The sequence below is a fragment of the Larkinella bovis genome (genome assembly GCF_042655385.1).
In the GTDB taxonomy this organism is placed as follows: Bacteria; Bacteroidota; Bacteroidia; order Cytophagales; family Spirosomataceae; genus Larkinella; species Larkinella bovis.
Map to the genome: position 1 here is coordinate 743,265 of NZ_JBHSMA010000001.1, position 26,346 is coordinate 769,610.

General features: G+C 52.6%; 22 protein-coding genes and 1 tRNA gene. 5 read left to right on the forward strand and 18 right to left on the reverse strand.

Features of this window, described 5'->3' with window-relative positions:
- Positions 1–3 precede the first annotated feature (3 nt).
- The gene (locus ACFPMF_RS03075) at positions 4–3,039 is read right to left on the reverse strand and encodes a tetratricopeptide repeat protein (RefSeq protein WP_379840996.1); all 3,036 of its coding nucleotides are present in this window, start codon (positions 3,037–3,039) and stop codon (positions 4–6) included.
- A gap of 108 nt (positions 3,040–3,147) precedes the next feature.
- Here ACFPMF_RS03075 and ACFPMF_RS03080 point away from each other — a divergent pair, with 108 nt between their 5' ends.
- On the forward strand, positions 3,148–4,989 hold the full coding sequence (locus tag ACFPMF_RS03080) for a M61 family metallopeptidase (protein ID WP_379840998.1): 1,842 nt from the start codon (positions 3,148–3,150) through the stop codon (positions 4,987–4,989).
- On the opposite strand, the gene ACFPMF_RS03085 is transcribed toward ACFPMF_RS03080, so the two are convergent.
- A complete protein-coding gene (locus tag ACFPMF_RS03085) occupies positions 4,990–5,235 on the reverse strand; it encodes a hypothetical protein (protein WP_379841000.1) in 246 nt (81 codons plus the stop codon).
- 55 nt (positions 5,236–5,290) lie between these two features.
- On the opposite strand from ACFPMF_RS03085, the gene ACFPMF_RS03090 reads away from it, so the two are divergent.
- On the forward strand, positions 5,291–6,337 hold the full coding sequence (locus tag ACFPMF_RS03090; protein ID WP_379841002.1) for a tetratricopeptide repeat protein: 1,047 nt from the start codon (positions 5,291–5,293) through the stop codon (positions 6,335–6,337).
- Here the strand turns inward: ACFPMF_RS03090 and menD are convergent.
- The 6 genes from menD to ACFPMF_RS03120 all read right to left on the reverse strand — a co-directional run bounded on the left by menD (position 6,334) and on the right by ACFPMF_RS03120 (position 13,857).
- Positions 6,334–8,079, reverse strand: a complete 1,746-nt coding sequence (gene menD, locus ACFPMF_RS03095) for a 2-succinyl-5-enolpyruvyl-6-hydroxy-3-cyclohexene-1-carboxylic-acid synthase (protein WP_379841004.1) — start codon at positions 8,077–8,079, stop codon at positions 6,334–6,336. The genes ACFPMF_RS03090 and menD overlap by 4 nt on opposite strands.
- Positions 8,080–8,235: 156 nt before the next feature.
- A complete protein-coding gene (locus tag ACFPMF_RS03100; protein ID WP_038118528.1) occupies positions 8,236–9,099 on the reverse strand; it encodes a sigma-70 family RNA polymerase sigma factor in 864 nt (287 codons plus the stop codon).
- A gap of 119 nt (positions 9,100–9,218) precedes the next feature.
- Positions 9,219–11,360, reverse strand: coding sequence for a polyribonucleotide nucleotidyltransferase (gene pnp / locus ACFPMF_RS03105; protein ID WP_379841007.1), 2,142 nt, complete (start codon positions 11,358–11,360; stop codon positions 9,219–9,221).
- Positions 11,361–11,559: 199 nt separating this feature from the next.
- The gene (gene rpsO, locus ACFPMF_RS03110) at positions 11,560–11,835 is read right to left on the reverse strand and encodes a 30S ribosomal protein S15 (protein WP_379841009.1); all 276 of its coding nucleotides are present in this window, start codon (positions 11,833–11,835) and stop codon (positions 11,560–11,562) included.
- Between the two features lie 90 nt (positions 11,836–11,925).
- Positions 11,926–13,455: an LptF/LptG family permease gene (locus ACFPMF_RS03115; RefSeq protein WP_379841012.1), complete on the reverse strand. Its 1,530-nt coding sequence runs from the start codon at positions 13,453–13,455 to the stop codon at positions 11,926–11,928.
- Between the two features lie 6 nt (positions 13,456–13,461).
- A complete protein-coding gene (locus ACFPMF_RS03120) occupies positions 13,462–13,857 on the reverse strand; it encodes an START-like domain-containing protein (protein WP_379841014.1) in 396 nt (131 codons plus the stop codon).
- Positions 13,858–13,968: 111 nt separating this feature from the next.
- Here ACFPMF_RS03120 and ACFPMF_RS03125 point away from each other — a divergent pair.
- Positions 13,969–14,042: transfer RNA gene (locus tag ACFPMF_RS03125), tRNA-Met, on the forward strand.
- 115 nt (positions 14,043–14,157) lie between these two features.
- Here the strand turns inward: ACFPMF_RS03125 and holA are convergent.
- The 6 genes from holA to ACFPMF_RS03155 form a co-directional block, all read right to left on the reverse strand.
- Positions 14,158–15,177, reverse strand: a complete 1,020-nt coding sequence (gene holA / locus ACFPMF_RS03130) for a DNA polymerase III subunit delta (RefSeq protein ID WP_379841016.1) — start codon at positions 15,175–15,177, stop codon at positions 14,158–14,160.
- Positions 15,178–15,215: 38 nt separating this feature from the next.
- The gene (locus ACFPMF_RS03135) at positions 15,216–15,821 is read right to left on the reverse strand and encodes an acyl carrier protein phosphodiesterase (protein ID WP_379841018.1); all 606 of its coding nucleotides are present in this window, start codon (positions 15,819–15,821) and stop codon (positions 15,216–15,218) included.
- Positions 15,822–15,835: 14 nt separating this feature from the next.
- Complete coding sequence (locus ACFPMF_RS03140) at positions 15,836–16,336, reverse strand: deoxycytidylate deaminase (protein WP_379841020.1); 501 nt, start codon at positions 16,334–16,336, stop codon at positions 15,836–15,838.
- A 126-nt stretch (positions 16,337–16,462) separates the two neighbouring features.
- Complete coding sequence (locus ACFPMF_RS03145; protein ID WP_379841022.1) at positions 16,463–17,806, reverse strand: ABC1 kinase family protein; 1,344 nt, start codon at positions 17,804–17,806, stop codon at positions 16,463–16,465.
- 80 nt (positions 17,807–17,886) lie between these two features.
- Positions 17,887–18,555, reverse strand: a complete 669-nt coding sequence (locus tag ACFPMF_RS03150) for a TetR family transcriptional regulator C-terminal domain-containing protein (protein WP_379841024.1) — start codon at positions 18,553–18,555, stop codon at positions 17,887–17,889.
- Between the two features lie 31 nt (positions 18,556–18,586).
- Positions 18,587–19,078 (reverse strand): YajQ family cyclic di-GMP-binding protein, encoded by a 492-nt coding sequence (locus tag ACFPMF_RS03155; RefSeq protein ID WP_379841026.1) that lies wholly within the window; start codon positions 19,076–19,078, stop codon positions 18,587–18,589.
- A 191-nt stretch (positions 19,079–19,269) separates the two neighbouring features.
- Here ACFPMF_RS03155 and ACFPMF_RS03160 point away from each other — a divergent pair, with 191 nt between their 5' ends.
- Together ACFPMF_RS03160 and ACFPMF_RS03165 are read left to right on the forward strand one after the other, a co-directional pair.
- Positions 19,270–20,544, forward strand: a complete 1,275-nt coding sequence (locus ACFPMF_RS03160) for a T9SS type A sorting domain-containing protein (RefSeq protein WP_379841028.1) — start codon at positions 19,270–19,272, stop codon at positions 20,542–20,544.
- A gap of 113 nt (positions 20,545–20,657) precedes the next feature.
- Positions 20,658–21,014 carry a hypothetical protein gene (locus ACFPMF_RS03165; protein ID WP_379841030.1) on the forward strand — a complete coding sequence of 119 codons (357 nt, stop codon included), beginning with the start codon at positions 20,658–20,660 and terminating at the stop codon, positions 21,012–21,014.
- 54 nt (positions 21,015–21,068) lie between these two features.
- Here the strand turns inward: ACFPMF_RS03165 and ACFPMF_RS03170 are convergent, their stop codons facing one another.
- From ACFPMF_RS03170 to ACFPMF_RS03185, 4 genes are all read right to left on the reverse strand, one after another.
- Entirely contained in the window at positions 21,069–23,162 is a 2,094-nt protein-coding gene (locus ACFPMF_RS03170) for a ComEC/Rec2 family competence protein (protein WP_379841032.1), read from the reverse strand.
- The gene (locus ACFPMF_RS03175) at positions 23,162–23,575 is read right to left on the reverse strand and encodes a GNAT family N-acetyltransferase (RefSeq protein ID WP_379841034.1); all 414 of its coding nucleotides are present in this window, start codon (positions 23,573–23,575) and stop codon (positions 23,162–23,164) included. The genes ACFPMF_RS03170 and ACFPMF_RS03175 overlap by 1 nt, the downstream gene beginning before the upstream one ends.
- Positions 23,576–23,739: 164 nt before the next feature.
- Positions 23,740–24,939: a M43 family zinc metalloprotease gene (locus ACFPMF_RS03180; protein WP_379841036.1), complete on the reverse strand. Its 1,200-nt coding sequence runs from the start codon at positions 24,937–24,939 to the stop codon at positions 23,740–23,742.
- 103 nt (positions 24,940–25,042) lie between these two features.
- Complete coding sequence (locus ACFPMF_RS03185) at positions 25,043–25,990, reverse strand: PhoH family protein (RefSeq protein WP_379842738.1); 948 nt, start codon at positions 25,988–25,990, stop codon at positions 25,043–25,045.
- Between the last annotated feature and the right edge of the window lie 356 nt (positions 25,991–26,346).

Genomic DNA, 26,346 nt, shown 5'->3' on the forward strand with positions numbered 1-26,346 from the left:
GGATCAGTTTTTCGATTCGATGGCGACCAGTTTCTGTTTTGCCTCGGCAATAATCTCCTGGTTCTCCGCATTTTCGATAATCGAATTCAGCACGGCCTTGGCCTGGGCGATTTCGTTCTGCGCAACGTTATTTTCGGCGACCAGAATAAAGCCTTTGCCTTTCCAATAGTCGTACTGCGCAAAATCGGAGTTAAACCGCAGCAGCACATCAATCGACTCCTTGTATTTTTTGGTTCGGTAGAGCATATCCGCCAGCCAGAAATTGGCCTCGGCCCCCTGCTCGTCTTTGGCCAGCGCAATCGTTTTCTCGAACTCGGTGGTGGCCTGTTTGTAATCGCCTTTGGCATAGGCCACTTTGCCCAGCATCAGCTGCGCCCGGTTTTGCGCCCCTGGCACCACATTGCCCATCAACAACACTTCCCGCGCCAGCACCTGCGTCGAATCATTGTTTCCCGTTGCGTAATAGGTCTCCATCAGCCCCAGCACCGCCTGCGACTGCTCGTTCTTGCTTTTCGACTGCGCCAGCACCGTCCGGTAATTGCGGATGGCGCGCGGATAATTCTTCTGCTGCCGTTCGACATCGGCGGCCCGGGCCGCTGCGCGGGTCACAAAATCGGACTTATTCTCGGCCATAACGGCGTAATAATTTTTCAGGGCATTCGGTAAATCCCCCGAACGGTAGTACGAATCAGCCAGGTAATACCGGGCTTCGTACGCCAGCGGGCTGTTGGGATTATCATCAATAAAGGCCTGTAAAGTTGGAACAGCCTGCGTGTACTTCTCATTGAAATATAAGCCTTTAGCGTTCTCAAACTCAACCTTTTGTAGATCCGTATTTCCCGGATTATTTCTCTTGTATGTCGATAACGTACTGCTGAACTCCTCGGAACGACCGGCATCACTCAGGGCATTCTGCAGGCCCAGCAACGCCCCCGAAGCCGATGGGCTGCCCCCGTACTGATCCAGAATCCGCCGGTAATCCTGAATAGCCGGTTCGTACAACTGGAGGTTTGTGCTGGCCGTGGCCCGCTTCAGCAAAGCCGCCGGAATCAGGTAACTTTTCGGTTTATCGTTGATTAACCGGCTAAAACCACGAATTGAAGCCTGGTAGGCCCCTTTTTCAAAATCGACGTTCGCCATCTGAAACAGGGCATCATCGCTGTATCGAGAATTCGGAAACTGCTTCAGCACGGCTTCAAACTGCGCCTTCGCTTCCGTATCGCGCTCCATGAACGCCAGAATGACCCCTTTCTGGTAAGCCGCATAATCCCGGTCGATCCGACCCTGCGCAATGGCATTGTCGTAATACCGCATGGCTTCGTTGTAATTCTTGGTGGCAAAGTAGCTATCGGCCACGCGAACCGTTGCATCTTCCAGCGCCTGCTTATCCGACGACCCGGACTTGGCGATGAAATCCCGGAAGTAGGTAACGGCCTGCGAATAATTTTTCTTGTTATACGCTGCGTAACCGAGGGCATACAAGCTTTTGCCCTGCAACTCGGCACTGACATTGCTCCCACGGAGCGCCTGCTGGTACAGCGGAATGGCCTCGTCGTATTTGCGCTGGGCGGAATAGGTTTCGGCTTTCCAGAACAGCGCGCTGTTCCGCAACTCGGTATCCACCGGATTTTTCAGGGATTTGTCAAAATTCGCAATGGCCTGATCATACCGCTCCGCATTGAAATCGTTAACCGCCTGGTTGTACGTAATCCGCTGGTAGGAGGCATTGATACGGGGCGTCCGGCGTTTCAGGCCTTCAATGTACGCGATCGCCGTCGTGTAATTGTTGGACGAAAAATATGCTTCGCTGAGCAGTTCGTTCGATTCGTTTTCGAATTTACTGTTCGGGTAGCGTTTCAGAAAATCCGTAAACTCCTTCACGGCCTCGCCACCATTATTCAGATCCAGTTGCAGCTTGGCGTGATTAAACACCGACTCTTCCTGGATTTCCCGGTTAAAATTCAGCCTCGCCGACTGATCAAACGCATTCAGGGCAAAGCTGGGGTTCGCCGTCTGCAGGTAGCTGATGCCAAGGCGATAGGCCGAATACTGCGCAATGGTGTCTTTACCGGCGGATACGTTCTTCAAGGCAGCAATGGCCCCCTGGTAATCACCGGTTTTGAACAGGGCATCGCCGTACCGGAACTGCACCGCCGGCGCCACTCCGCGTCCTTTGACATTACTATATTGTTTATAGAAAGGAATTGCCTTGCCGTAATCGCCTTTTTTATACAAAACCTCGGCGGTAAAGAGGGCTACGTCGGCGAGCTGGGCGGCATTTCCCCGGTTTCGCTGCAACAGCGGCTGCGCGTACGCCAGCAACTGGTCATACTGGCCGGCTTTATACATCGATTGCACAATCCAGTTGGGTACCTCATTCTGGTAAGTCGGATTCTGCTCGATTCGTTTGAAATCGGCGACGGCTTCCCGGTAATTGCCCTGCCGGAAATTGATCACCCCGGCATAGTACGAGGCCGACGGTGCCTGCGCCAGACCCGGATCGGACTTGATCTGGTTCAGCAGCGGCAGGGCGTTACGCAAATCCTGCTTCGAATAATAGGCCATTGCCAGCAAATATTTGCTTTCGGCCTGCCCGTAGGCGTTCTGGTTTTGCCGGATGGCTTTCTCCAGAAACGTGATGGCCCGGTCGTAATCGCCTTTGTCGAAATAGTATTTCCCGAGATCGCCGTATAATAAACCGGCTTTCGGGTGTTCGCGGTGGGTTTTCACGAACCGATCCACCTGCACTTCCGCTTCCGGAATATCGAGGTACAAACCGGTCAGCGCGATGTAGTATTCCGCCGAAACCGCATTCTGATCACTGATGTTGGTGATCGGCTTTTTGCGATCGAGGTATTGCAGAAACTCCTGGCGCGCAGCCGCGTAGTTATTTTTCTCGAACCATTCCAGGCCATTGCGGAACAGTACGTCGGGCTCGGTGTAACTGAGGGTTCGCTGGGCGGATACCGTGGTCGACAGCACCGAACAACTTACGAAAACCGATAAGGTAAATGCCTTTCCAAACAGGGTCGGACGCATACGTTGGGGTTAAACAGATTTTTCTTTAACGGAGTTACGTTATTACTTTTGTGAGTCGTAAGAACGGGGTTTTCACCATCTGAAAACGAAAGTACACGCATTTTCCGTATGAAAAAAAATCATTGGCTTTTCTTTTTACTCAGTCTCCCCCTCTGGATCGCCGGAACAATTCCCGCGCTTTCCGGGACCGAGGGCGCGCTTCCTCCCATTACCTATACGGTTTCGATGCCCGAACCGCAAACCCATTATTTCGAAGTGGAAATGCGAATAGCGGGCGCGGCTGCCGGTTCCAAAACCGCCACTAATGGCTATCTGGACGTCAAAATGCCGGTCTGGACACCCGGTTCGTACCTGATTCGGGAGTATGCCCGTAACGTGGAAGGATTCCGGGCGTCGGCGGGAAATCAGCCCGTCCGGTCGGAGAAAATCCGAAAAAATACCTGGCGGGTTTATTCCACAGCCACACCACTGACCATCCGGTATAAAGTATACGCCTACGAACTTAGCGTACGGACCAGTTTTATCGATGCTTCGCACGGGTATTTCAACGGAGCCAGCCTGTTTCTCTACGTTGATCACCTCCGCAGCCAGCCCCATCGCCTGATCATTCAGCCCTATGCCGACTGGAAAAAAATCTCGACCGGCTTGCCGGCGGTTCCCGGACAAGTCAATACCTACCAGGCCGCCGACTATGACGTGCTGGTGGACAGTCCCGTCGAAATCGGCAACCATCATACGTTTACGTTTACGGCCGCCGGCGTTCCGCATACGGTGGCGATGTACGGCGAGAAACACTACGACGATGCCAAACTGGCCAACGATATGCAGCGGGTTTGCGAGGAAACGTTCCGCGTCATCGGCGAACACCCCTGCCAGGACTACACCTTCATTATTCACCAGACCCCCACGGGCGGGGGCGGCCTGGAACACGCCAACTCCACGACGCTGCAAGTCACCCGCAACGCGTTCGTTAACAGCAAGTTGTACCAGGATTTTCTGAGTCTGGTGGCCCACGAATATTTTCACCTCTGGAACGTGAAACGGATCCGGCCGAAAGCTCTCGGGCCGTTCGACTACGAAAACGAAAACTACACGCACCTGCTCTGGGTGGCCGAAGGAATTACCAGTTTTTACCAAACCGCCATTCTGCAACGCTGCGGCATCCTATCGTCGGAAGCCTACCTGCGCTCCTTCGCCGGCGAAATTTCGGGGATCGAGAATTTGCCCGGCAACGCGGTGCAATCCGTCGCCGAATCGAGCCTGGATGCCTGGATCAAGTACTACCGCCCGAACGAAAACTCGGTGAACAGCACGGTTTCGTATTACAGCAAGGGAAGCGTACTCGGCGGTTTGCTGAATCTGGCGATTGTCAACAGCACCAACGGCCAGAAAAACCTCGACGATGTGCTGCGGCTGTTATATACGACGTATTATAAGAAAGAGAAACGCGGTTTTACGGATACCGAGTTTCAGGAAGCGGTGGAAAAAATCGCCGGCCGGAAACTCGATGACTTCTTTCAGAAATACGTTTTTGGAACTGAAAAAATCGATTATAACTCCTTCCTGAATCCGGTCGGTCTGCAACTGGTGGATGCCAGCGCCAGCAAGCAGGATGCGTACCTCGGGACCCTGACCAAATTCGCCGACGGCAAATTGACGGTTTCGTCGGTCCGGCGCGACTCACCCGCCTGGATCAACGGCCTGAATGTCAACGATGAAATTCTGGCCATCGATAACGTGCGCGTCGGCAATGATCTGGAAAGGGTGCTGGAAGCGTACCAGCCGGGCGCCACGATTTCGGTCCTGGTGAATCGGACGGGCCAGTTGAAAACGCTGGCGGTTTCGCTCACCGGAAATCCGCTGGCGGCTTTTCGAATCCAGCCCCTCGCTAGTCCGACCACGGAGCAACGGGCCCTGTACAGGAAATGGCTCGGCATCGAAAAGAGCTGATTACAGCCCGTGCCGTTCGAGGGCGTTCATGAAATCTTCGTGCATCTGTCCGAAGCGTTCGTTCACCCGTTGCAGGAACAGTTCGTCGACCAGCCCGATGACGTCTTCCTCCGAGCTAACATCCATTTCACTGATTTTATAGGTCTGCTCATAGGAGCCCGCTTCAATCTTGATCAGGTATTTGTTGTTCCAGACATACAAGCCAATGCGGAAAGCCGGATGCGAAATTTCTTTTAGATAGCGCATTTTGTTACCATTTAACAGTGTTAGGTTACAATTATTTTACTAATTCAGCAATACAATGAACTTCTTTCCCCCGCGAACGTGTCCTTTTTTTTCCCTGTTCATAGTAATCGGTCTGTTCCTGTCGGCCTGTTCCGACTCGAACAACAGCGAAGCGATCGTGTTTTTTCAACGGGCAAATGTAGCGTTCAAAACCGGGGAATACCGGCAGGCCATCAAGTTTTACAACGAAGCGATTGAAAAAAAACCGGACTTCGCCGATGCCTATAACAACCGGGGCCTGGCGAAATACCGGATTGGGGATTTACCCGAAGCGCTGGAGGATTACAACCGGGCCATCGAAAAAGACGGGGAATTCTGGGAAGCTTATTTCAACCGGGCCGACGTGCGGGCGGAACTGAACGATTTGAAAGGCAGTGCCGACGATCTCTCCAAAATCCAGCCGGTTTACAAAGATTCCTCGTATTATTACGTCCGACTTGGCAACCTTCAGGTTCGGCAGGATGCGGTTTCGGCCGCCCAGGCGTCATACGAAAAGGCGCTGGCGCTTGATTCGAAAAATGCCGAAGCGCTGACGAATCGGGGTGTCCTCTATTTCAATCAGAAGCAGTTCGATCGGGCGAAAACGGATTTTCAGCGGGCGACCGAATTCAACCCCAAACAGCATTTTGCCTTCAATAACCTCGGCCTGATTCTGGGTCGGGAGAAAAAATACGCCGAAGCGCTGCAACTGACCGACAAAGCGCTGGCGCTGCAACCGGCCCAACCGTATTACCTCAACAACAAAGGCTACCTGCTGCTCCAGTCCAACCGCCCCGACGAAGCCCTGCCTTTGATTCAGCAATCGCTCAAACTCGACGAGCAGAATGGCTGGGCGCACCGCAACCTGGGCCTGTACTTTCTAACCAAACAGCAACCCGATCAGGCCATTGCCTCGTTGCAGGAAGCGGAACGGCTCGATCCGTCGATCGAAAACGTCTACGCGTATCTGGGTCAGGCGTACCAGCAAAGCGGTGACCCCGCGCAGGCGTGTCAGGTCTGGAAAAAAGGCGAACAGATCGGCGACGAACTGGCGAAGGAAAACCGGATTCGCTTTTGCCGTTAACGCCCGCCAAAGGTTTCCTGCACCAACTGCCTGTACCGCTGGAACTGGTCCGCGTTTGTTGGGCGGCTGGTTTCGATCTCGAGCAGTTTCCCGCCATCACCTGGCGCGAAAAAATCAGCCAGGGCGGTTTTCAGCGCGGCATACGAGCTGACCTGAGTATACTGCAATCCGGCATCCCTGGCTGTATTGGCCGCCGTAAGCGGTTGACTGGTTTCAAAATAGGGTTCCAGTTCCGGCTGTTTCGCGGGGCCGTCGATGATGCGGAAAATATTTCCCCCGTGGTTGTTGAGCACAATAATCCGCAGATTCGGGGGCACGAGGTTGTTCCAGAGCGCATTGCGGTCGTAAAAAAACGCCACGTCGCCAATCAGGGCCGTTACGGTTTTGGGAGTTGTCAAGGCTGCCCCCACCGCCGTACTCAGGCAACCGTCGATGCCGCTGGTACCGCGATTCGCAAAAACCGCCACCTGCTGTTTTTCGTCCAGGCCGCACAGGTTTACGTAGCGAACGGGCATGCTGTTGGCCACATGCAACTGACTATCAACCGGTAAGGCCTCCAGAACTCGCTGAACGACCGCCCATTCGTGAAAAACCGCTTCGTCTTTCAGAAACTGGTTCACCATCCGGGCCGCCTTCCGATCGACGGTTTGCCAGGTGGCCTGAAATTGGTCATCGGCTTCGTCATCCTCATCGTTGCTTACAAACCGTTGATAATCAATATCCGAGAAGAGTTTCTCAAAAAAGGCCGCCGGTTCGTACGGAATCAGCCGTGTCAGCGACTGAAAGGGATCGGCCAGCCGGTCGTGCGGTTGAATCTGCCAGTGCCGGGCGGGTGGGTTCGACCGCAAAAACAGTTTGAATGGCTTCGAAAGAAACGATTGACCACACGTAATCAACAAATCCGGCCGAAGGCGGTTTTTAAATTCCGTGTCGGGGGTTTGCAGAAAGACATCCTGCCGCGAAATGAACTCGTCATTCCGGCCGATGTTGGCGATCACATCGCCGACGATCGGAATGTGCCATTCTTCGCTGAGTTTTTTCAGAATCGCCAGCAGGGCCGGATCGTGCGGGCCTTGTCCCACGGCAATGAGTTTCCGCTCCGCCGAATCCCACTCCTCCTGCAATCGATGCCAGGTTTCCGCCGACAGCCCCAGAACCGGTTTCAATGGCTCGATTAGTTTCACCGGTCCATACTGAAACGTTTCGTCGGCGGTGGGATACAGCGGTTCCCGGAGCGGAAGGTTGATGTGAACGGGTCCGCACGGTTCGGCGCGGGTCAGCTCAACGGCTTCGTTCGCCACGCGGTCGGCAAACCAGCGCGCGTCGGGATGGACAACGTCGGCGGGAAACTCGAACGACCGCTTCACGTGTTTCCCAAAAATTTCGGTCTGGTAAATGGTCTGCCCGTCCTGCTGGTGGGTCCAGTCCTTGGGGCGGTCGGCGGTCAGAATCAGCAACGGAATTTCCTGAAAATACGCTTCGGCCACGGCGGGTGCCAGGTTGTATACCGCACTACCCGATGTACAGACGACGATGACGGGCTGGCCGATCTGCTGCGCAAGACCCATCGCTATGAAACCGGCGGATCGCTCGTCGGCCACGACCCGGGTGGTGAGGCCCGGATGCCGGGCAAGGGCCAGGGTAATGGGAGCGCTTCGTGAGCCAGGAGAAATCACGGCCTCCCGAATTCCTTTCCGGACACATACTTCCACTAAATTGAGAACCTGCTGATGAATCGCCACAAAAATTCGGTAGTAGAGTGATCGGACTGCAATAAAAAAGCCGAGTCTGCAAAATAGGTTTGCATGCCCGGCTTTTTCGTTACGCTATCGGTAGGGATACCGTTTATGGTTTTTTGTTCACGCGGTACCGTTGAAACAACGTATCCCCATAAACCACTAACCCAAATACGTCTTTAACGCTTTGGACCGGGAGGTATGGCGCAACCGGCGGATCGCTTTTTCTTTGATCTGCCGAACGCGTTCACGGGTAAGGTTGAATTTCTCCCCGATTTCTTCCAGTGTCATTGCGTGTTCGCCGTTCAGTCCGAAGTATAACGTGATCACATCGGCTTCCCGCTGGGTGAGCGTCGACAAAGCACGTTGTACTTCCTTCCGGAGCGAATCGTTAATCAGGCCCGAATCCGGTTTATCTTCCCCATCGTTTTCGAGAACGTCGAGCAGGCTGTTTTCTTCACCCTGCACAAACGGAGCGTCCATTGAAACGTGCCGACCCGAAATTTTCAGGGTATCGACCACCTCGGCGGCCGAAATCTCCAGCACGGCCGCCAGTTCTTCCGGCGATGGCTCGCGTTCGAACTTTTGCTCCAGGTCGGAGAACGTTTTGGAAATCTTGTTCAGAGAACCCACCCGGTTGAGCGGCAGACGAACAATCCGTGACTGTTCGGCCAGTGCCTGCAGAATCGATTGGCGAATCCACCAAACGGCATAGGAAATAAATTTAAACCCCCGGGTTTCGTCAAACCGTTGGGCGGCCTTGATCAGACCGAGGTTTCCCTCGTTGATCAGGTCTCCCAGCGATAACCCCTGGTTCTGGTACTGTTTTGCTACGGAAACGACAAACCGCAAGTTTGCCTTGGTAAGACGTTCCAGCGACAACTGGTCGCCTTCCCGGATTTTCTGGGCCAACTGAACTTCTTCGTCGGGGGTAAGCAGGTCCACTTTACCAATCTCCTGCAAGTACTTGTCAAGAGACTGGCTCTCGCGGTTGGTAATCTGTTTGGAAATCTTTAGCTGTCTCATGTACGGAATACTGCCTTCCGGCAGTCCGGTTTTATTACTACTTCATCAGGCTGTATGCCAATGCAAGTCCAATTATTAACGAAATCGTTGACTGATTCGATACACTAAAAAGTAACAAATCAGGCCGGATTTTTGTTCACGGGCTTGGGCAGTAAAACTTTCCGTGAAAGACGGTATTTCCCGGTTTTCTTGTCGATATCGATCAGCTTCACGCGGACTTCCTCCCCGACTTCCAGAACCCCATCCATAGTTTCCAGGCGGTCCCACTTGATCTCGGAAATGTGCAATAAACCATCTTTGCCCGGCAGGAACTCGACAAAGGCTCCGAACGGCATGATCGTCTTCACTTTTCCGTCGTAGATTTCGCCCACTTCCGGTACCGTTGCGATGCCTTTGATCCGCGAAACCGCTTTATCCATGCTGATCTGGTTCGTGGCAAAAATATTGACGAATCCGGCATTGTCTTTTTCTTCAATGACAATCGTCGTACCCGATTCTTTCTGGATTTCCTGAACCACTTTTCCACCTGGTCCAATAACGGCCCCGATGAATTCGCGGTCGATTTTGATCGTCACGGCGCGCGGAGCGTGGGGTTTCAGGTCCGGCCGCGGTGCCGACAGCGACTTGTTCATTTCGCCCAGAATGTGCAGCCGGCCCGCCCGGGCTTGTTGCAGGGCTTCCGTCAACACATCGTACGACAGGCCATCGACTTTAATGTCCATCTGGCAGGCCGTGATGCCCGCTTCGGTTCCGGTTACTTTAAAGTCCATGTCGCCCAGGTGATCTTCATCCCCCAGGATATCGGACAGAACGGCATATTTACCGTTTTCGTCCGTAATCAATCCCATGGCAATCCCGGCCACCGGCGCTTTGATTTTCACGCCGGCATCCATCAGCGCCAGGGTTCCGGCGCAAACGGTAGCCATCGACGACGAGCCGTTCGATTCCAGAATGTCGGAAACGACCCGGATTGTATACGGGTTGTCGGCATCCGGCGGCATCACTTTCTTCAGCGCCCGGTGAGCGAGGTTTCCGTGGCCGATTTCCCGGCGACCCGCCCCGCGGTTGGGCTTTACTTCACCCGTTGAAAAACCGGGGAAGTTGTAGTGCAGCAGGAATTTGGCATAGCCCTGGTACATCGCCTGGTCGACAATCTGCTCGTCCATTTTCGTACCGAGCGTCACCGTCGTCAGCGACTGGGTTTCGCCCCGGGTGAAAACCGCCGAACCATGCGCCGACGGCAAATAGTCGACGTCCGTGGTGATCTGACGGATCTCGTCCAGTTTCCGGCCGTCCAGCCGGTAGCGTTCGTCGAGAACCAGCCGCCGGGAGGCTTCCCACTGCACATCGTGGAAATATTGTTTAGCCAGCGTCAGTTTCAGCGGATCAACCTCCCCGTCCGGGAACAGTTGCGTTTTGAATTCCTCAAAAACCGCCTTGAACGATTCGCTGCGAACTTTCTTGTTTTTATTGGCCTGCAAGGCAACGGCATATACTTTATCGTAGCACTGCTGTTTGACCAGTTGCCGCAACTCTTCGTCGTGCGTTTCGTGGCTGTAGATCCGCTTTTCCTGCTTCCCAACGGCAGCTTCCAGTTCTTTCTGGGCTGCACACTGCAGTTTGATCACTTCGTGCGCGGCTTTCAGCGCTTCGACCACTTCCTCTTCCGAGCATTCATTCATATGGCCTTCCACCATACAGATGTCCTTGGCCGTTGCCGCCACAATCAGATCGAGCGTTGCCCGTTCCAGATCCGAGGTTTTGGGGTTAATCTGGTATTCACCGTCAATTTTCGCCACCCGAACTTCGGAGATAGGGCCATTGAACGGAATATCGGAAACCGCCAGCGCCGACGAGGCCGCCAGGGCCGCCAGCGCGTCGGGCAAGACTTCCGTATCCGCCGAAATCAGGGTAATCATGACCTGCGTATCGGCATGGTAGTCCTCCGGAAAAATGGGCCGCAGCGCGCGGTCAACCAACCGGCTGATCAATACTTCGTGATCGCTCAATCGACCTTCCCGGCGCTGGAAGCTACCCGGGATCCGACCGGCGGAGGCAAATTTTTCCTGATAATCGACAGACAGCGGCAAAAAGTCCGCTCCTTCTTTTCCTTCTTTGTTCGATACGACCGTAGCCAGCAGCATCGTATCGCCCAGGCGCACGACAACAGCCCCATCGGCCTGGCGGGCCAGCTTGCCCGTCTCGATGGTGATCGTACGTCCGTCAGGAAGGTTAATGGATTGTGTGATGATTTGTGACATAAACTAGAGAGTAATACCCGCGACAGCCGCTTTTTGAACCGATTGCTTCCTCTTGAAAGACCGCAATGTATAATACTACTTACCGACCGCTCGTTCGGACCATCCGAACGGAAAGAATTCTTAAAATAAAATCTACTTATATCGTAAACATGAAATCAGGGAACCTGTTTGAAAGATTCCCTGATCCGGTTTGAAGTTTTTACTTCCGAAGCCCTAACTCGGCAATAATGGCCCGGTAACGGCTAATGTCTTTCTTATACAGATAATCGAGCAACCGACGGCGCTTTCCGACCAGCTTTAACAGGCCCAGCCGGGTACCGTAATCATGCTTGTGTTTTTTCAGATGCTCTGTCAGGTGGTTAATCCGGAACGTAAACAGAGCGATCTGAGATTCAGCCGACCCAGAATCTTCCGTGGTTCTTTTGAACCCCTGGGCAGCAAAAATTTCTTGCTTTTTTTCGGTGTTTAAATACATCGTCAGACAGCTAATACTAATGAATAAAGTGAATGAAACGCGAAGGTACGGTTTTTTTGAATAAAAAATGACGAACCGCCCCAGAATATTTCAGGCAACCTTGGTTTGCAACCGCCCCGCCCGCCAGGCCGTATAGCGTTTTTTCAACCGTTCCCACCAGATCGTGTATACGTCCTTATCGAACAGGCGCGAATCATTCCGGGCCTGTTTCATCAGGTAAAGCCCAACCGGCAGCAGCACCACGTTGGCCATCCAGGCCCCCGCCGGAACCCAGACCAAACCGTCTTTCGCGTATTTGTCGCCGGTCAGTGTCAGCACATACAACAGAATAAAGAATATAATCGAAACCAGCACCGGAATTCCAAAACCGCCTTTTTTAATAATCGCTCCCAGGGGTGCCCCGATCAAAAACATGATGAAACACGAAATCGCCTGCGTGAATTTGTGGTGACTCTCCAGCTCATACCGGTTCACCGTTTTGGCCTTTTCTTTCAGATAGGTCTGGTTGGATTCCGCGTAGGACAGCATGTTACGGGCCTGCGACAGGGCCAATTCGGTGGTTTCGCCCCGCAGGCGGCTGTCGACCGGCTTCCGCAGCAGCGAATCGATCCACTTCCCTTCCCGAATGGCGGGTGGCCCGGCAACGGCCGTCGTACTCACCGTCGGATTCGTCAGAATCGGCGGCTGGGGCTGCTTAAACTGGTAACTGTAATACTGCCGGGAGGTCGTGGAGGTGCTCGCCAGGGTCGACTTCAGGTCCTTTTTCAGCGAATCGGTCAACGTGGCCAGTTCCTTCAGGTTTTTCATGTACTCGTGGTACTCGAACTGCTGCTCATCGGTCCGTTTCAGGCCGTACGAATCCAGGCTGATCCGCAATTTGTAATGCTGAAACCCGTTGCGCAGGAATTTGGCCAACTGGTTTTGTGGGCCACTACTCGCATACGACATACTGGAATTATCGGAGTATTCGGTATAGTCGTTGCCGTTGTACAGCTCAAAAATCAGGTATTGCTTGTCGGGGGTCGTAAACATCCGGCCCGAATCCGCCAGAATGATTTCGCGGTTTCCGGTTTCAACGCCGTTTTCCTGGTGCTTGTAGATCACCATGCCCCGCAGCAAATCACCTTCCTTGCGGTCGGCTTTGATGCTGTAACCGGGCAAGTCGTTGTAAAAAATACCTTCTTTTATACTCAGGGTGGCTTTCGAGGATTTTATATCCCACAACAGGCTGTAGCCCTTCAGGTTGGCCCAGGGCGCTACCTTATTATTAAACCAGAATGAGAAAATAGCAATCCCCGTCGCCACGATCAGCAACGGACGCATGGCACGGGTCAGCGAAATCCCGGCGCTTTTCATCGCGGTCAGTTCGAAGAATTCGCCAAGGTTGCCGTAGGTCATCAGGGAAGACAGCAAAACCGCCAGCGGCAGGGCAATCGGAATGGTAATCAGGCTAAAATAAATGAGGATTTTACCAAAAACCGCTAACTCAATATCTTTCGAGACAAACTGATCGATGTAAAACATCATCAGCCGCATCAGAAAGATAAACACGACTACACAAAGCGTCAATACGAATGGTCCCCAAAACGACTTCAGTACGAGCTTGTCAATTCTTTTCATTGGCAATCAACTACCCACAATTTCTTTCAACTTATCGATTAAACTGTTCCAGAGCGATTTAAGTTCGTCGACATCCGAGTTGGACGAGTAATCGGTAATGCGCAAAAACGTGGACTGGGTTAACTCACTGACGTCGACGCGGAAATCAATGTAGTTATGTTCGTCGGACACGGTACCATTTCCGTTCAGAAACTCGAACCGCACGCTTTTATTCTGCCGGATGGACACCTGCCGCGCCAGGTGACTTTCGTTATCCCAGTAAAAATCGAACTGATGGTCGGGGCGAATATTTACCTTATTGGCGAACCACTGTGAAAGACCGGAAGCGGTGCTGATATAGGGAAAAAGGACCTTGGGAGAGGCCCGTAGCTCGTATTCTGCAATAAATTTATATTTTTCCATATCAGTGAATTTTAATGGGTAACGTGGCAAAGTTAGCAGAATTTTAACACGGTGATCAAAAAGGTGATTTGGAGTCTTAGTTTTTTTTATTACTTTTGTGGCACGAAATCTGGCGGGGTAGCTCAGTTGGTTAGAGCACAGGATTCATAACCCTGAGGTCACGAGTTCAACTCTCGTCCCCGCTACTTTAAAGGCTGCAACAGGCAGGCCAACCGCGAAACCGTCTCTCCCGACGGTTTTTTGCATTTAAAACCGCCCCCTTCCCCGGCACCGGGCGGGGGCGGTTTTTGACCGCCTAACCTAGTGGAGAATGGCGAAAACCAGTTGCTTGAGAATGTCGCCTTCGGTGAGCGAAGGCGCATCGACGCCTTTCGAATGCGCGTCGGCCTGCCGAATGGCGTGAAGAATGCCGGCCACTTTCCAGACCGGATACGCCCGGGCGGTCTGGAGGTAATCCTTGACAAAAAAGGTGTGAACTCCCAGCAGCGTAGCCAGACTCTTTTCCGACTGATCGCGGGAGGCCTGCACCATCAGAACTTTGGTAAAGAACTGATACAGAATGATTAACATGGGGGGCAAAGGATTATCCTTTGGATTCCGGCTGAAATAATCGACGATGCGGTTGGCTTTCACCACATCCCGCAACGTGAGCGCTTTCTGCAATTCGAACACATTGTATTCTTTGCTAATGCCCACCAGGCGCTCCACGGTTTCGGCGCTGATCTCCTCCCCGGCTTTCAGGTTGATCGTAATTTTATCAATTTCCCCAGCCAGTCGCTTTAAATCATTTCCGATGTAGTCAAACAGCATCTGAATCGCCTTCAGGCTGATTTTCACCCCCTGTTGCCGGCAATAATCACCGATCCAGTCGGGCACTTTGTTGTCGTACAGCTTTTTGGAATTGAGCAAAACGCCTTTTTGAGCGAAGGCTTTGGCCAGTGCCTTTCGTTCGTCAAATGCGCCGGTATGACACAAGACCAGCACCGTGGACGATAACGGCGCTTTGGCATAGTCTTCGAGTAACGCCTGATTGGCTTTTTCGCCCAGACCGTTTAGTTGCTGGGCTTCCCGAACCAGCACCAGCTGCCGGTCGGCCATAAACGGATACCGCCGGGCCATATTCAAAATGGTCCCGACCTGGGCATCCTTTCCGAAAACGACGAATTGATTAAAGCCCTTCTCGTGCTCCGGAACCACGGTTTTTTCAATTTCATCCGCAATCAGGTCAACGAAATAAGTTTCTTCCCCGTGTAAAAAATAAACCGGAGCAACGTTTTTCTTCCGAATATCTTTTAACAACTGATCGATCGCAGGAGACATAACGCTTAAGAATATACGTAGATGGGATTAAGTAACAATCATTGGGTCAACGGATTGGCGTCCAGGAAGGAGCGAACGTGGGCCTGTAAGTCGGGGAAGAACCGCCGGAAGTACTCCTCAAAACTACGGTAATCGCTTTTTAAATCCTCGATTACCGTGTCCAGATGCGACGGAAAAGCCGTGCGACGCGCCACCCCCTTCAGGCTCCGGTCGATGCCGTCCAGAAACTGATAATTCGTCAGCCAGTCGTGCTGGATCATGTACCCACTCATTCGGCGGGCTTCTTCCGGGAGCTCGGAACGGTGGTGTTGCAAAAAACGGTAAAACCGGGTAACGAAATCAGCCAGCGGCTGGTGGGCAATCTCGGTAAAATGCCGGGCCAGAAAATGATCCAGGAAAATATCGATAGCCGCCCCCGCATACTTGTGGCAGCGCGGTCGAACCATCACGCGCATGGCCTCAACCAGCGGATGCTGATCGGTAAAGGAATCAATTTGCCGATGCAGCCAGATCCCGCGCTGCACGCGGGCCGACAGGCCATGCCGGGGGTGTCCGGGGTTTCCTTTGATGAAATCCGCGATAAAATTTCCGATGATCAACCCCTCGTCATTGCCCGACAGGAAAGCGTGCGCTAATATATTCATTCAAAAAAAACCGCCTACAGATGCGGATCCCCCTGCACGAAAGTCGATTCGAAACCTTCCGTCGGCTGGTACTGGACGGTTTCTACACCGAATTTACGCAAAAATTCGACGCCTTCGTCACTCGGAATGCCTTTGTATTTCGCGTAGGAATGCAGAAAGACCACCTTGGCTACTTTCATACTAAAAATAATCCGGGCGCAGGCGATACAGGGCGAAAGGGTCACATAAATGGTGGCGCCTTCGATGCTGGCTCCGTTTTTCGCTGCGTACAAAATGGCGTTCTGCTCAGCGTGCAAGGCCAGCGAACAGCTCCCTTTCGAATCCCGGGGACAACCCACCGCCGGAAACTCTTCGTCGCAATTGTGCGTGCCCGAAGGGGGGCCGTTATACCCGATTGAAATAATCCGGGTCTCTTTCGCCAAAACCGCCCCAACCTGCGCCTTAATGCAGTGCGACCGCTTCGAAAGGTTAACGGCCAGTTCCATAAAGATATCGTCAAAACGCGGCTTGCTCATTAAAATCGGATTTCAGTGTATGGTTTCCGGCATACCGTGCCTGGTTTCCGGGCCGTGAAAAACCGTATACCGAACACCAAAAACCGTATGCCATGTGCCGTAAACTTAAAACTATTTAATGGCTTCTCAAGCGGCATCCTGCATTTCCCGGCGCAATCGTTTCGAGATCAGCCAGTCCGGTTTATGGGTGATCACGCTGGCTTTCAGTTCGTTCAGCATGGAATACAGGCCGAAATACGTCCGGTTGATATACAACCCGTGCTGCGATCCGCGCGCCACTTTGGAGTCTTTCAATTCCTGCACCTTGCCCAGTTCTTCGGCAAAGGCGTAAACCGTATCGAAATAGTCGTTATCGCCAAAATCAAACGTCCGGGTGGCAAACGGTTTTCCGAGCAGCACAATCATTTTCTTGAACAGATCGGCAAAAAAGCGTTGTTCTTTCGGCGCATCTTCGGGAACGATGAACTCCAGATTCCGGAAAATTTCCATAGTTGTCCGGTCGTCATCCAGCGTATCGAAGTTGATCAGGCGGAAATAGTTTTCGTAAAAAAATTCCGGTATGACTTTCACACAGCCAAAATCGATGACCCCCATCGTACCATCGGTGCGCATCAGGAAGTTACCGGGATGCGGATCGGCATGCACCTGCTTGAGGTCGTGAATCTGGAAATTATAAAAATCCCATAAGGCCTGCCCGATCTGGTTCCGGATGGCCTGCGACGGATTCGTTTTCAGAAAATCTTTCAGGTGAAGCCCGTCGAGCCAGTCCATCGTCAGAATCCGCTGGCTCGAAAATTCCGGGTAATACGTCGGAAAAACCAGATTCGGAATGTGGGCGCACTGTTCGGATATATAGATGGACCGTTTCAGTTCCAGTTCGTAGTCGGTTTCTTCGAGCAGCTTCGACTCTACTTCGCCCATATACCGGTTTATTTCCTTTTCGTTCAGGTTCAACAACCGGATCGCCAGCGGTTTAGCAATCTTCAAGTCGGAACTGACGCTATCAGCCACGCCCGGATACTGCACCTTAACGGCCAGTTTTTTGTCGTCCTTCCAGGCCAGATGCACCTGACCAATCGACGCGGCATTGACCGCATTCATGTCAAACCGGTCGTAAATCTGCTGCGGTGTTTTCCCGAAATACGTCCGGAATAGCTTGACGACCAGTGGCCCCGACAAGGGGGGCGCCGAATACTGGGACATGGCAAACTGATCGACATACGCCCGGGGCAATATCGTTCGGTCCATGCTCAGCATCTGGGCCATTTTCAGCGCGCTGCCCTTCAACTCACTGAGGGCCTTGTAAATATCGGTGGCATTATCCTGATGAAGTTCTTCTTTCGTCAGCTCCGGGTCCAGGAGTTTTTTTCCGTAATGCTTTAAATAATTCCCGCCCACCTTCACCCCGGCTTTCACAAATTGACTCGCCCGGGCGACTTTCGACGTTGGAATATGGTTTTGTGTCTTCATGAAACGCGGCCTAAAGCCCGATACCGGAGAAACGATGAAGGGACTGGCGGGGGTCTTCGTCGTTTCTCCGGTATCAGTCGTTATTTATTTTGGTAGAGGAATTTAGCCAGGTCGAACAGCGAATCCAGCGGAGAACGCCCCAGGAGGTCGAAGGCCGTGTTGACGGATTTTTCGATGGCCGTATCGGTTTTTTCAAAATTCCGGCTGATGTCATGCACCCAGAAATGGAGAATAAAAAGGGTCTGCGTCCATAAACCGCTGGCGTAGCGATCGGACAGGAAGGGCCGTGGCTCCACCTCTTTGCTTTCGCGCCCTTCGGCCAGCAACTCCCGGACGTAATCGAGAAAGGCCTCTTTGAAAGGTTGCAAAATCCGGGAGGACGTTTGCGATGGGCGAACCTTTGCGATGGGCATTGCCGCCACGGGAGCGTCGCTTATCCGGCGGTAACTGTAGATCACAAAACTACGCTGGGCTTTCAGGGCTTCGATCCAGGTATAATAAAATGCCAGCAGTTTTTCCCGGACGGAATAGGTCTGGTAAACCGGGTCGGCCTCGATCGACAGGACCGTTTGGGTAAAAAATGCGAGCCAGATATCAGCTTCGATCGACTCGAAGGCTGTATATTCCTGATAAAAATCCGCTTCGGTCAGTTTCAGTTTTTTAGCGAATTGAAAAACGCTCGGGGGTGGGGTTCCGTTTTCCAGCACATAGTCGGTGTAGGCTTTCCGGATTTTTTCCTGTTTTTCCATACCTCGCAAACGAAGCCGTCGACAAAAAAGTTTAGCTTTTCATGTTTACAAATTGCAGCGAAACCTCCAGCTCCGCCCGGCGCAACAGGGCAATAACGGCCTGCAATTCGTCAATTTTTTTACTGGTCACCCGAACCTGATCATCCATGGCCTGGGCGGTTACTTTGGGATGATGGTCTTTAATCAATTTCAGCATTTTGCGCTGCTGGTCCTTGTCCAGCCCCTGCCGGACTTTCAGTTCGTGTTTCAACCGGTTTCCCGATTGCTGCGGTTCGGCCGAAAAGTCCAGACTCCGGCCATCCACTCCCTGCTTCACCAGGCGGCTCAGGAGAATATCTTCCACCGACTTCAGGCTCATGTCGTTATCGGTATCGATCTGAACCGTCAGGGCTTTTTTGTTCAGTTCCACCTTCGTTTTGCTGTTGCGCAAATCGTAGCGGTTGGCAATCTCCTTGATTGCCACATTGATGGCATTGTCCAGCGTCTGGAGGTCTACCTTACTGACAATATCGAATGAGGCCATGCGAGTCTAGCGATTTAGTGTAGTGCGTCAAGATGCAGCTGCAAAAGTAAACGGAAGCATGCAGACCACAAGGATTCCCGGACGCATTGCCGCAAATCACCGGTTTTATCGATCCTAAAACAAATTTCAAGAATAATTGTAATTTGTGCATACATTCAAATAGTTTTGTTCTGTACTCTGTCTTCCGATTTATGAAACAAACGATCTACCTGTTATTTTTCCTGCTGACACTAGTTTCCCAACCGGCCTGGAGCCAGTGTGTACCAGCCTCTCCCTCCTGTTCCGGTTGCTCCGCCCTGACCAGCAGCAACCAGAATCTCTCAGCCGGTACCTGGTGTATCACCACGGCAATCAGTAACCTTACTATTCAGCCCGGTGCCGTTGTTTGCATCAGTGCACCGGGTTCGCTGGCCAACGCCAACCTGAACGGCGGCACCCTGATTTACAACGGCGGCACGGTGACCAATTTTAACGCGAACTCCGGTGATTTCCGGGTTCACGGCGCTCTCTCCAATCCAGTGAATACCAGCTTCAATGGTGCCCGGCTCATCGTAGAAAATGGTGGAATTCTGAACATGACCAATCTGACGGTTAACGGAAGCCTGGTCGTGGATGGCGGCACGATTAACGTCACCAATCTGTTCAGCATAAACGGGGGTGGCAGCGTCTGTATGGCGAACATGGGGATGATCCATACGCAATCCTTGCAAAACAATGCCTCCAATGGTACAACCGCCCAATCGACAAAGGGTTGTATCTCGGTTGCCCAGCCCCAGAATGGACAAACCTTTCTGAACAATTCCCTGACCTCCTCCGCCAACGTTCTGGTTTGCCTGCCCGGAACGTTCACGCCATCGAATCTGGGATCAGCCACCGTTTCCACAAACTGTGTCGGCTGTTCAAGCGCCCTGCCGGTGACTTACACCTATTTTCGGGCGCAGCCACACGAAAAAGGAGTGGCTCTGGAATGGCAAACCAGCAACGACCTTAGGCACAGCCATTTCGTCGTAGAACGCTCCGAAGACGTTACGGCATTTCTTCCCATCAGCGGCCCCGTGATCGATCCGTTCAGGGTGAAAAACGGGAATAAAACGTACCAGTTCCTGGATCGAACTGTACCGGCGGACGTCTACTACTACCGGCTGAAACAGATCGACACCGATGGACAGGTTACGTATTCAAAGGTAATTGGGATCCACCTGAACAACGCGGATCTGGTTTTGAAGCTGTATCCAAATCCGGTGATCGACCATTTGGGGATAAGTCTGGAAACCGCCGAAACCGGCATTATCGATCTCGAACTCCTGGATATGAATGGAAAACATTGGTTGAGTCAGAGCGATTTAAAAATCGAAAAAAGCTTTGCCCGGACGCTCTCGATGCGGCAACTGCCAACCGGTGAATACCTGCTTACCATTCGACTGGGCAATCAGTACTATATCCGCAAAATCGCAAAACACAACTGATTCACCTTAATGAAGGCGGACAAGCCGGTAACTTTTTTTGTTTATCTATTCCCGGTTTCCAACCTTTTCCATCGTACGGAGTCTTTAGTGAAAACCGCCAGACCATTTTCCCCATGCGTTTCTTCATCAGGACTCCGTTTTACGTTGGTATTCTGCTCCTTTTGTCAACGTCCTGCACCAGGCGGGAGGAAGACTGTGGGTGTGACGGTTCGACCAACCGTACTATTGAAAACCTGCCAGCCCGGTATGCGGGCGACGGGGCTTTTATGATTGCCGATACCAATGGCGGCTTTTTTAGCGTATCGGCTTGTGCGGTGGATCCTGCCTGGGAAGTAAGTTACGATGAAAAAAACTGGAATTACACCCTTTCGGGTGATGTAAAAAAGCGGTGCCTGGGTCCTCATCCTGAATTGGTCTTGCCCGCACCGGGAGGGCCCATTCGGATTACTTCGATTAAAAAGAATAACTGACCCCAAAAGTAGACGCTCATACGGGATAAAGATCGCGCGCAGCAGCCGACCGTCTCACCATCGCGCCACATAAGCCCCCTGCTGCCGAACCGAATGGCACCGGATTCCCTGCTGACGGGCCTCTGTCAGTAACCGGTCGGTCAATGGGGTACGATTGGAATCATCGAAAATCAGGAAACGCGCGGCCACCCGACCTTTCAGCGCCGTCCACGACGGTACCGAATTGCGACGAAAGATGGCATAGTCGACCGGAATCGGAAACTGCCAGCCGGGTTGCCGGGGCAGTCGATCGACCAGCAAAATCCGTTTTCCCTGCCAGCACAACAGCGTTACAAAACGATCCTGGTACTGGGATATGGCTTGCTGGGCCCGATCGGTTTGCCCAAATGTTACCCGCTTCACGCCCAGGCTATCCCAGGTATTTCGAACGTAGAACGTCACCTCCCGGCTCCGCTCCGTCATGGCCGTCCGGGTCAGAAAAGTCGAGGCAGTCCCGGCCACCAAACTGATGGCCGACTGGTGCGGCACAAAATGGACGATCAATAACCGTTGTTTTTTTCGGTGCAACGTTGTCCATCCGACCGAAACCGATACCCAAAACGCACAGCCAGTCAGCACCCAGACCAGGTGCCGGTTGCGGTTCATCCACATTGCCAGCGCCGAAACGATAATGCCATACGTCCATACCAGTTCCCAGGGGGTTAAAACAAGTGGTTTTAAAATGGAGGCCGGAAGCTGTTCCGTCCATAGGATGCATTGGTTTACCAGCCACATCACCCCAAAGAGGATTTTGCCGGCCCAAAAGCCAAGAAACGGAATCCAGCCCACCACCAGCAACCCCATGGCCAGAACCAGCACCAAAGACGATAAGGGAACCACCAGCGGATTGGCCAGCCAGAAATACGTCGGGAACTGGTGAAAATAGAAAACCGCCAGTGGAAACGTGGCCAGTTGGGCCACCAGCGCCAGAACCGTCAGTTTCCAGACCTGATCCCCCATCCAGGTCCGAAACGTAATAGACTGGTACAAAGGCTGATACAAGAGAATCAACCCGCCGACAGCCAGATAGGATAACTGAAAACCGGCGGAGGTCAGCGCGTATGGATCAATGAGGAGGATCAGGAAAGCCGAAGCGGCCAAGGTATTGAGGGGATTATGGGCGCGGTTGATGGTCTGGCCGATCAGCATGAGGGAAAACATGAAAGCCGATCGTAAAACCGGGGCCGAAAAACCGGTCATCAGGGCATAGAACCAGAGAAGCGCCAGCATAAGGACGGCAAATAGGTAGCGGCCGCCTTTCAGCCGTTTCAAAAAGCCCAGTAACAAACTGACTGCGCCAAACAAAACCCCGACATGAAGGCCCGAAACCGACAGGATATGAACGGCCCCGGCGGCCGAATAGGCCTGCTGCAAATCGGGATCTATCTCGTCCCGGATGCCCAGAATCATGGCTTTCACGATGGCAAACTCCTGAGTCTGACCAAGGTGATCCGTATAAACGCTATCGGCCCACTCATTCAGGGAATAGGCCACGGCCCGAAACCCGTTTGGGGGCGCATGGCCCAGGATGTGTCGGTTCGCCGGTTTTACATACTGCTGGTGATAAATGCCCCGGTTGGCTAAAAACCGCTTATAATTAAACTCTCCTGGATTCAAGGGCGGGTCAATCGGTCGGGGTCCGCCCGCGACGAGCCAGACATCGCCGTAGCGTGGTTTTTCGGCATCGGCTTTATCGAGGTAGACAATCAGACGCCCCGTAGCGGCCTGCCAGCGATCCTGCGTTAAAACCCGGTTGATGTCCAGCTCAACTCGGTAGGTTTTGGTCCGGTTTTCTGCCTGTGAACTGACCACGGCCCGATAAGCGCGAATGGGTTGCGGAAGGTGCACAACATGAAACGGATCGTTTGACGAAGTGTTAAGCCAGCTAATCCCCCAGCCTAGGCAACCCAACGTCAGTAAACCACAAATTCCCTGCCGGATGGGATACGCTTTGCGGGCTACTCCCAACGTCAGGAGTCCAACAATTGCACTGACAAGCAATAATAAAACTACAAAAAAGGGATGGTTTGGCAAAAACAGATACGCCACAATTCCACCCATCAGCGCGAGCGTATACCGCACAAACGGAAAAGCATTCCAGCGTACCATCAGGCCGGAAACGAAGAGGCCGGTAAAACCATCTTATAGTGCTGAATCCCGCATTCCTCGAACTGGGGGCCTACTGCCACAAAACCGAATTTGGCATACAACGGCATGGCGGAGAGCTGCGCATTCAGGTAAACGGATTCGATTGGCTCCGGTTGCTGACTAAACACATCCTCCAGAACGGTCCGGACCAGGGCCTGCCCAACGCCTTTTCCCCGATAACGAGCCAAAACCGCAAACCGCTCCAGTTTGATCCCGTTCGAGGTCCGGCGCCAGCGAGCGGTTCCGCACGGAATGCCATCCCACTTGGCCAGAAAATGGCGGCTGAGCGTTTCAAATTCATCATATTCATCCTCCTTTGGAACGTGTTGTTCTTTCACGAAAACTTCTTCGCGAATCGCAAAGACTTTTTTCATTTCGTCCGGACGGTTTACCTGAACCACTTCTATCATACGACGGGGCGTTTTCGGGTTACAGTTTTCGGGTTACAATATACGGTTGCCAATGCGCTACTGGTATACCCATAGTTTACAGGCAGCCAACGACCGCGCTCTGTTTACCAAAAACTGTCCATTACCATTCAATGAATCAGCAGACGCTGGGAAGCCGATTCTTTATCAGTATGTACCTTCACAAAATACGGGCCGGGTCTCAGCGCATCCAGCGGTAACGTAATCGATGAACTGGGGTAATCCTTAAATTGCTGCGACCGGATGACGCGGCCCGTCAGATCAATCAAATCAACCTGAAACGATTGAAAACCGGTAAACAGGACTTCCAGGGTGGATTGTTTCTGGGTCGGATTCGGATAGACATTCACCGTTAGCGTCTCCGTCTGTGGTAGTGGATCGGCAGACCGCACCACCCGCTTCCGCCGGGGACTGGCTTCGATAACGGCCCTCATCCGCGCCCGCTGGTCCTGCGTAAAGAGGTTCATACAGGCATCCGGCGTATAATCCAGGTAGTTCTCAATCTGGTTGCGCGTCCGAACCCCGCTGCAGGTTGAAAACCGATCCGCGCAGGCCGTTGTCTGGTTGGCGCTTTCGGTCGGCGGGGTATCGTTGCAGAAATCGTCCCCGCAAACCGCATCCCCCCAGGTATGAATCAAGCCCAGCCAGTGGCCAACTTCGTGGGTCGTGGTCCGACCGTACCGGTAGGTCGAACTGGTCACGGCCCCTATATCACTGCCAAAATAACGGTAATCGATGATCACCCCATCTGTTTTTTCATTTTCCAGCGAAGACAAACCGGGGATGCCCTCCGCTTCCGGGAATTGGGCATACCCCAGGTAATCATTTCGTAAGGTCGTTACCCAGATATTCAGGTATTGGTCGCTGGGCCAGTAGGCCAGTTGCGACAATTGAACGTCATCGCCACTGGACCCATCGTACACATCAAAACTTGTTTTCGAGGAATAGTGACGGGTAATACCGCTGGTCGCCTTGCCGTCGGGATCGGTACGGGCCAGAAAAAATTCGATGCCCGTATCGGCCCCGATCGGGTTTGTATTAAAACCGCGCGTGTTGGGCAAACGCCGGTAATCCTCGTTCAGCACCTGAAGCTGGGATGCAATCTGCTCGTCGGATATATTGGAGTTGTTGGCTCCCCCGACAAAACCCGACGCGTTGTTGTGGACCACATGCACCACCACCGGAATGCGATAAACGACTTCCCCGATCCGCGACGGGCTCCGTTCCGTCGCATGTTGGCGGACGAGTTGTTCAATTTTATCGTTCAACTGCAACCGCTTCGCCAGTCGCCCGGGATCGCGTTTTTGCAAAACCTGCTCCCGGAATTCGATGCCGCACCGCTGGGGGACCGAAACGCCCTGGGCTTGCGCAAGCCCAGGGCAGAGTAAACCCAACCAAACGGCCAGTATCCGTCTATTTTTCAGCCCGTTCATATGCGGTAATAATTTCCTTAACCAGCCGGTGCCGTACCACGTCACTCCCATCCAGTTCAACGAACGCAATGCCCTTGATGTTTTTCAGCAGATCAACCGCTTCGATCAGGCCGGAACGCTGATTTTTCGGTAAATCGATCTGAGACCGGTCGCCCGTAATAATCGCTTTGGAATTGGGTCCCATCCGGGTCAGGAACATTTTCATCTGCATGGGCGTCGTATTCTGGGCTTCATCGAGCAGAATAAACGCGTTATTGAGCGTCCGGCCCCGCATATACGCCAGCGGGGCGATTTCAATCGTCCGGTTTTCGATGTAGGTCTTTAGCTTTTCGGCCGGAATCATATCGTCCAGCGCATCGTAAATCGGCCGGAGATAAGGATCAATTTTTTCTTTCAGATCCCCGGGCAGAAAACCGAGGTTTTCGCCAGCTTCCACGGCCGGGCGCGTGATGATGATTTTTTTTACTTCCTTGTTTTTCAGCGCCCGCACCGCAATGGCGACCGCCGTATAGGTTTTTCCGGTACCGGCCGGACCGACCGCAAACACCAGATCAAACTTTTCCGACACATCGACCAGCCGTTGCTGATTGGCCGTCCGGGCCCGCACGATCACGCCTTTGGTCCCGTAAACCAGCACGTTATCATCCGGCTGCAAAGCTGTCAAGGTGTCTCTTTCATTATTTTGCAGGAAACTCCGAACATTTTCGTGGGTGAGTTTACCGTACCGCTGATAATGCTCAAGGAGCGAATCCAGAATGTCGGTAATGCGGGAAATTTCCGGCGTGGTTCCTTTAATCCGGATTTCGTTGCCACGCGAAATAATTTTGCTCATCGGGAAGGCCGCTGCGACCTCTTTGATGTTGTTGTTTTCAACACCCAGAAAGTCGATGAGCGATACATTGTCAAGGGTGATTACTTTTTCTACCAAATCTGGATTCATAGTTTCAGTGTGACCATTCAATTTCCCTTCTAAATATAGAAGTTCGTACGTACTAAACAACAAAAATAGGCAATTATTATCCCACTACCGTACGGATTTTACGCAATTCCTTCACGATTAATCAGTTGCGGTTTTGAACCGACCGGCGGCTGTTTATGCGCAAACAAGGGATCATTCCGCGTCCATCCGGCTCCTCTACCGTAAGGTAAATTGGTTATTTTTTTTACTTTTTTTTTCAGCCGGGTACCGTAGAATATGTACTTTAGAGACAAGAACTTAGTGCCGCCGTTCCGGTTGGCCGCCTGGCCCGGCAGCCATCCGAAAGCTTTTCAATCTTCCAACGA

What these genes read in the sequence shown, in the direction of transcription:
- ACFPMF_RS03100 (WP_038118528.1), bottom strand. Translation starts at nt 9,099, where the DNA reads ATGAGACAGCTAAAGATTTCCAAACAGATTACCAACCGCGAGAGCCAG.
- ACFPMF_RS03155 (WP_379841026.1), bottom strand. Translation starts at nt 19,078, where the DNA reads ATGGCCTCATTCGATATTGTCAGTAAGGTAGACCTCCAGACGCTGGAC.
- rpsO (WP_379841009.1), bottom strand. Translation starts at nt 11,835, where the DNA reads ATGTATTTAAACACCGAAAAAAAGCAAGAAATTTTTGCTGCCCAGGGG.
- ACFPMF_RS03135 (WP_379841018.1), bottom strand. Translation starts at nt 15,821, where the DNA reads ATGAATATATTAGCGCACGCTTTCCTGTCGGGCAATGACGAGGGGTTG.
- pnp (WP_379841007.1), bottom strand. Translation starts at nt 11,360, where the DNA reads ATGTCACAAATCATCACACAATCCATTAACCTTCCTGACGGACGTACG.
- ACFPMF_RS03140 (WP_379841020.1), bottom strand. Translation starts at nt 16,336, where the DNA reads ATGAGCAAGCCGCGTTTTGACGATATCTTTATGGAACTGGCCGTTAAC.
- ACFPMF_RS03120 (WP_379841014.1), bottom strand. Translation starts at nt 13,857, where the DNA reads ATGGAAAAATATAAATTTATTGCAGAATACGAGCTACGGGCCTCTCCC.
- holA (WP_379841016.1), bottom strand. Translation starts at nt 15,177, where the DNA reads ATGTCTCCTGCGATCGATCAGTTGTTAAAAGATATTCGGAAGAAAAAC.
- ACFPMF_RS03160 (WP_379841028.1), top strand. Translation starts at nt 19,270, where the DNA reads ATGAAACAAACGATCTACCTGTTATTTTTCCTGCTGACACTAGTTTCC.
- ACFPMF_RS03075 (WP_379840996.1), bottom strand. Translation starts at nt 3,039, where the DNA reads ATGCGTCCGACCCTGTTTGGAAAGGCATTTACCTTATCGGTTTTCGTA.
- ACFPMF_RS03090 (WP_379841002.1), top strand. Translation starts at nt 5,291, where the DNA reads ATGAACTTCTTTCCCCCGCGAACGTGTCCTTTTTTTTCCCTGTTCATA.
- ACFPMF_RS03170 (WP_379841032.1), bottom strand. Translation starts at nt 23,162, where the DNA reads ATGGTACGCTGGAATGCTTTTCCGTTTGTGCGGTATACGCTCGCGCTG.
- ACFPMF_RS03175 (WP_379841034.1), bottom strand. Translation starts at nt 23,575, where the DNA reads ATGAAAAAAGTCTTTGCGATTCGCGAAGAAGTTTTCGTGAAAGAACAA.
- ACFPMF_RS03145 (WP_379841022.1), bottom strand. Translation starts at nt 17,806, where the DNA reads ATGAAGACACAAAACCATATTCCAACGTCGAAAGTCGCCCGGGCGAGT.
- ACFPMF_RS03085 (WP_379841000.1), bottom strand. Translation starts at nt 5,235, where the DNA reads ATGCGCTATCTAAAAGAAATTTCGCATCCGGCTTTCCGCATTGGCTTG.
- ACFPMF_RS03080 (WP_379840998.1), top strand. Translation starts at nt 3,148, where the DNA reads ATGAAAAAAAATCATTGGCTTTTCTTTTTACTCAGTCTCCCCCTCTGG.
- ACFPMF_RS03115 (WP_379841012.1), bottom strand. Translation starts at nt 13,455, where the DNA reads ATGAAAAGAATTGACAAGCTCGTACTGAAGTCGTTTTGGGGACCATTC.
- ACFPMF_RS03150 (WP_379841024.1), bottom strand. Translation starts at nt 18,555, where the DNA reads ATGGAAAAACAGGAAAAAATCCGGAAAGCCTACACCGACTATGTGCTG.
- ACFPMF_RS03165 (WP_379841030.1), top strand. Translation starts at nt 20,658, where the DNA reads ATGCGTTTCTTCATCAGGACTCCGTTTTACGTTGGTATTCTGCTCCTT.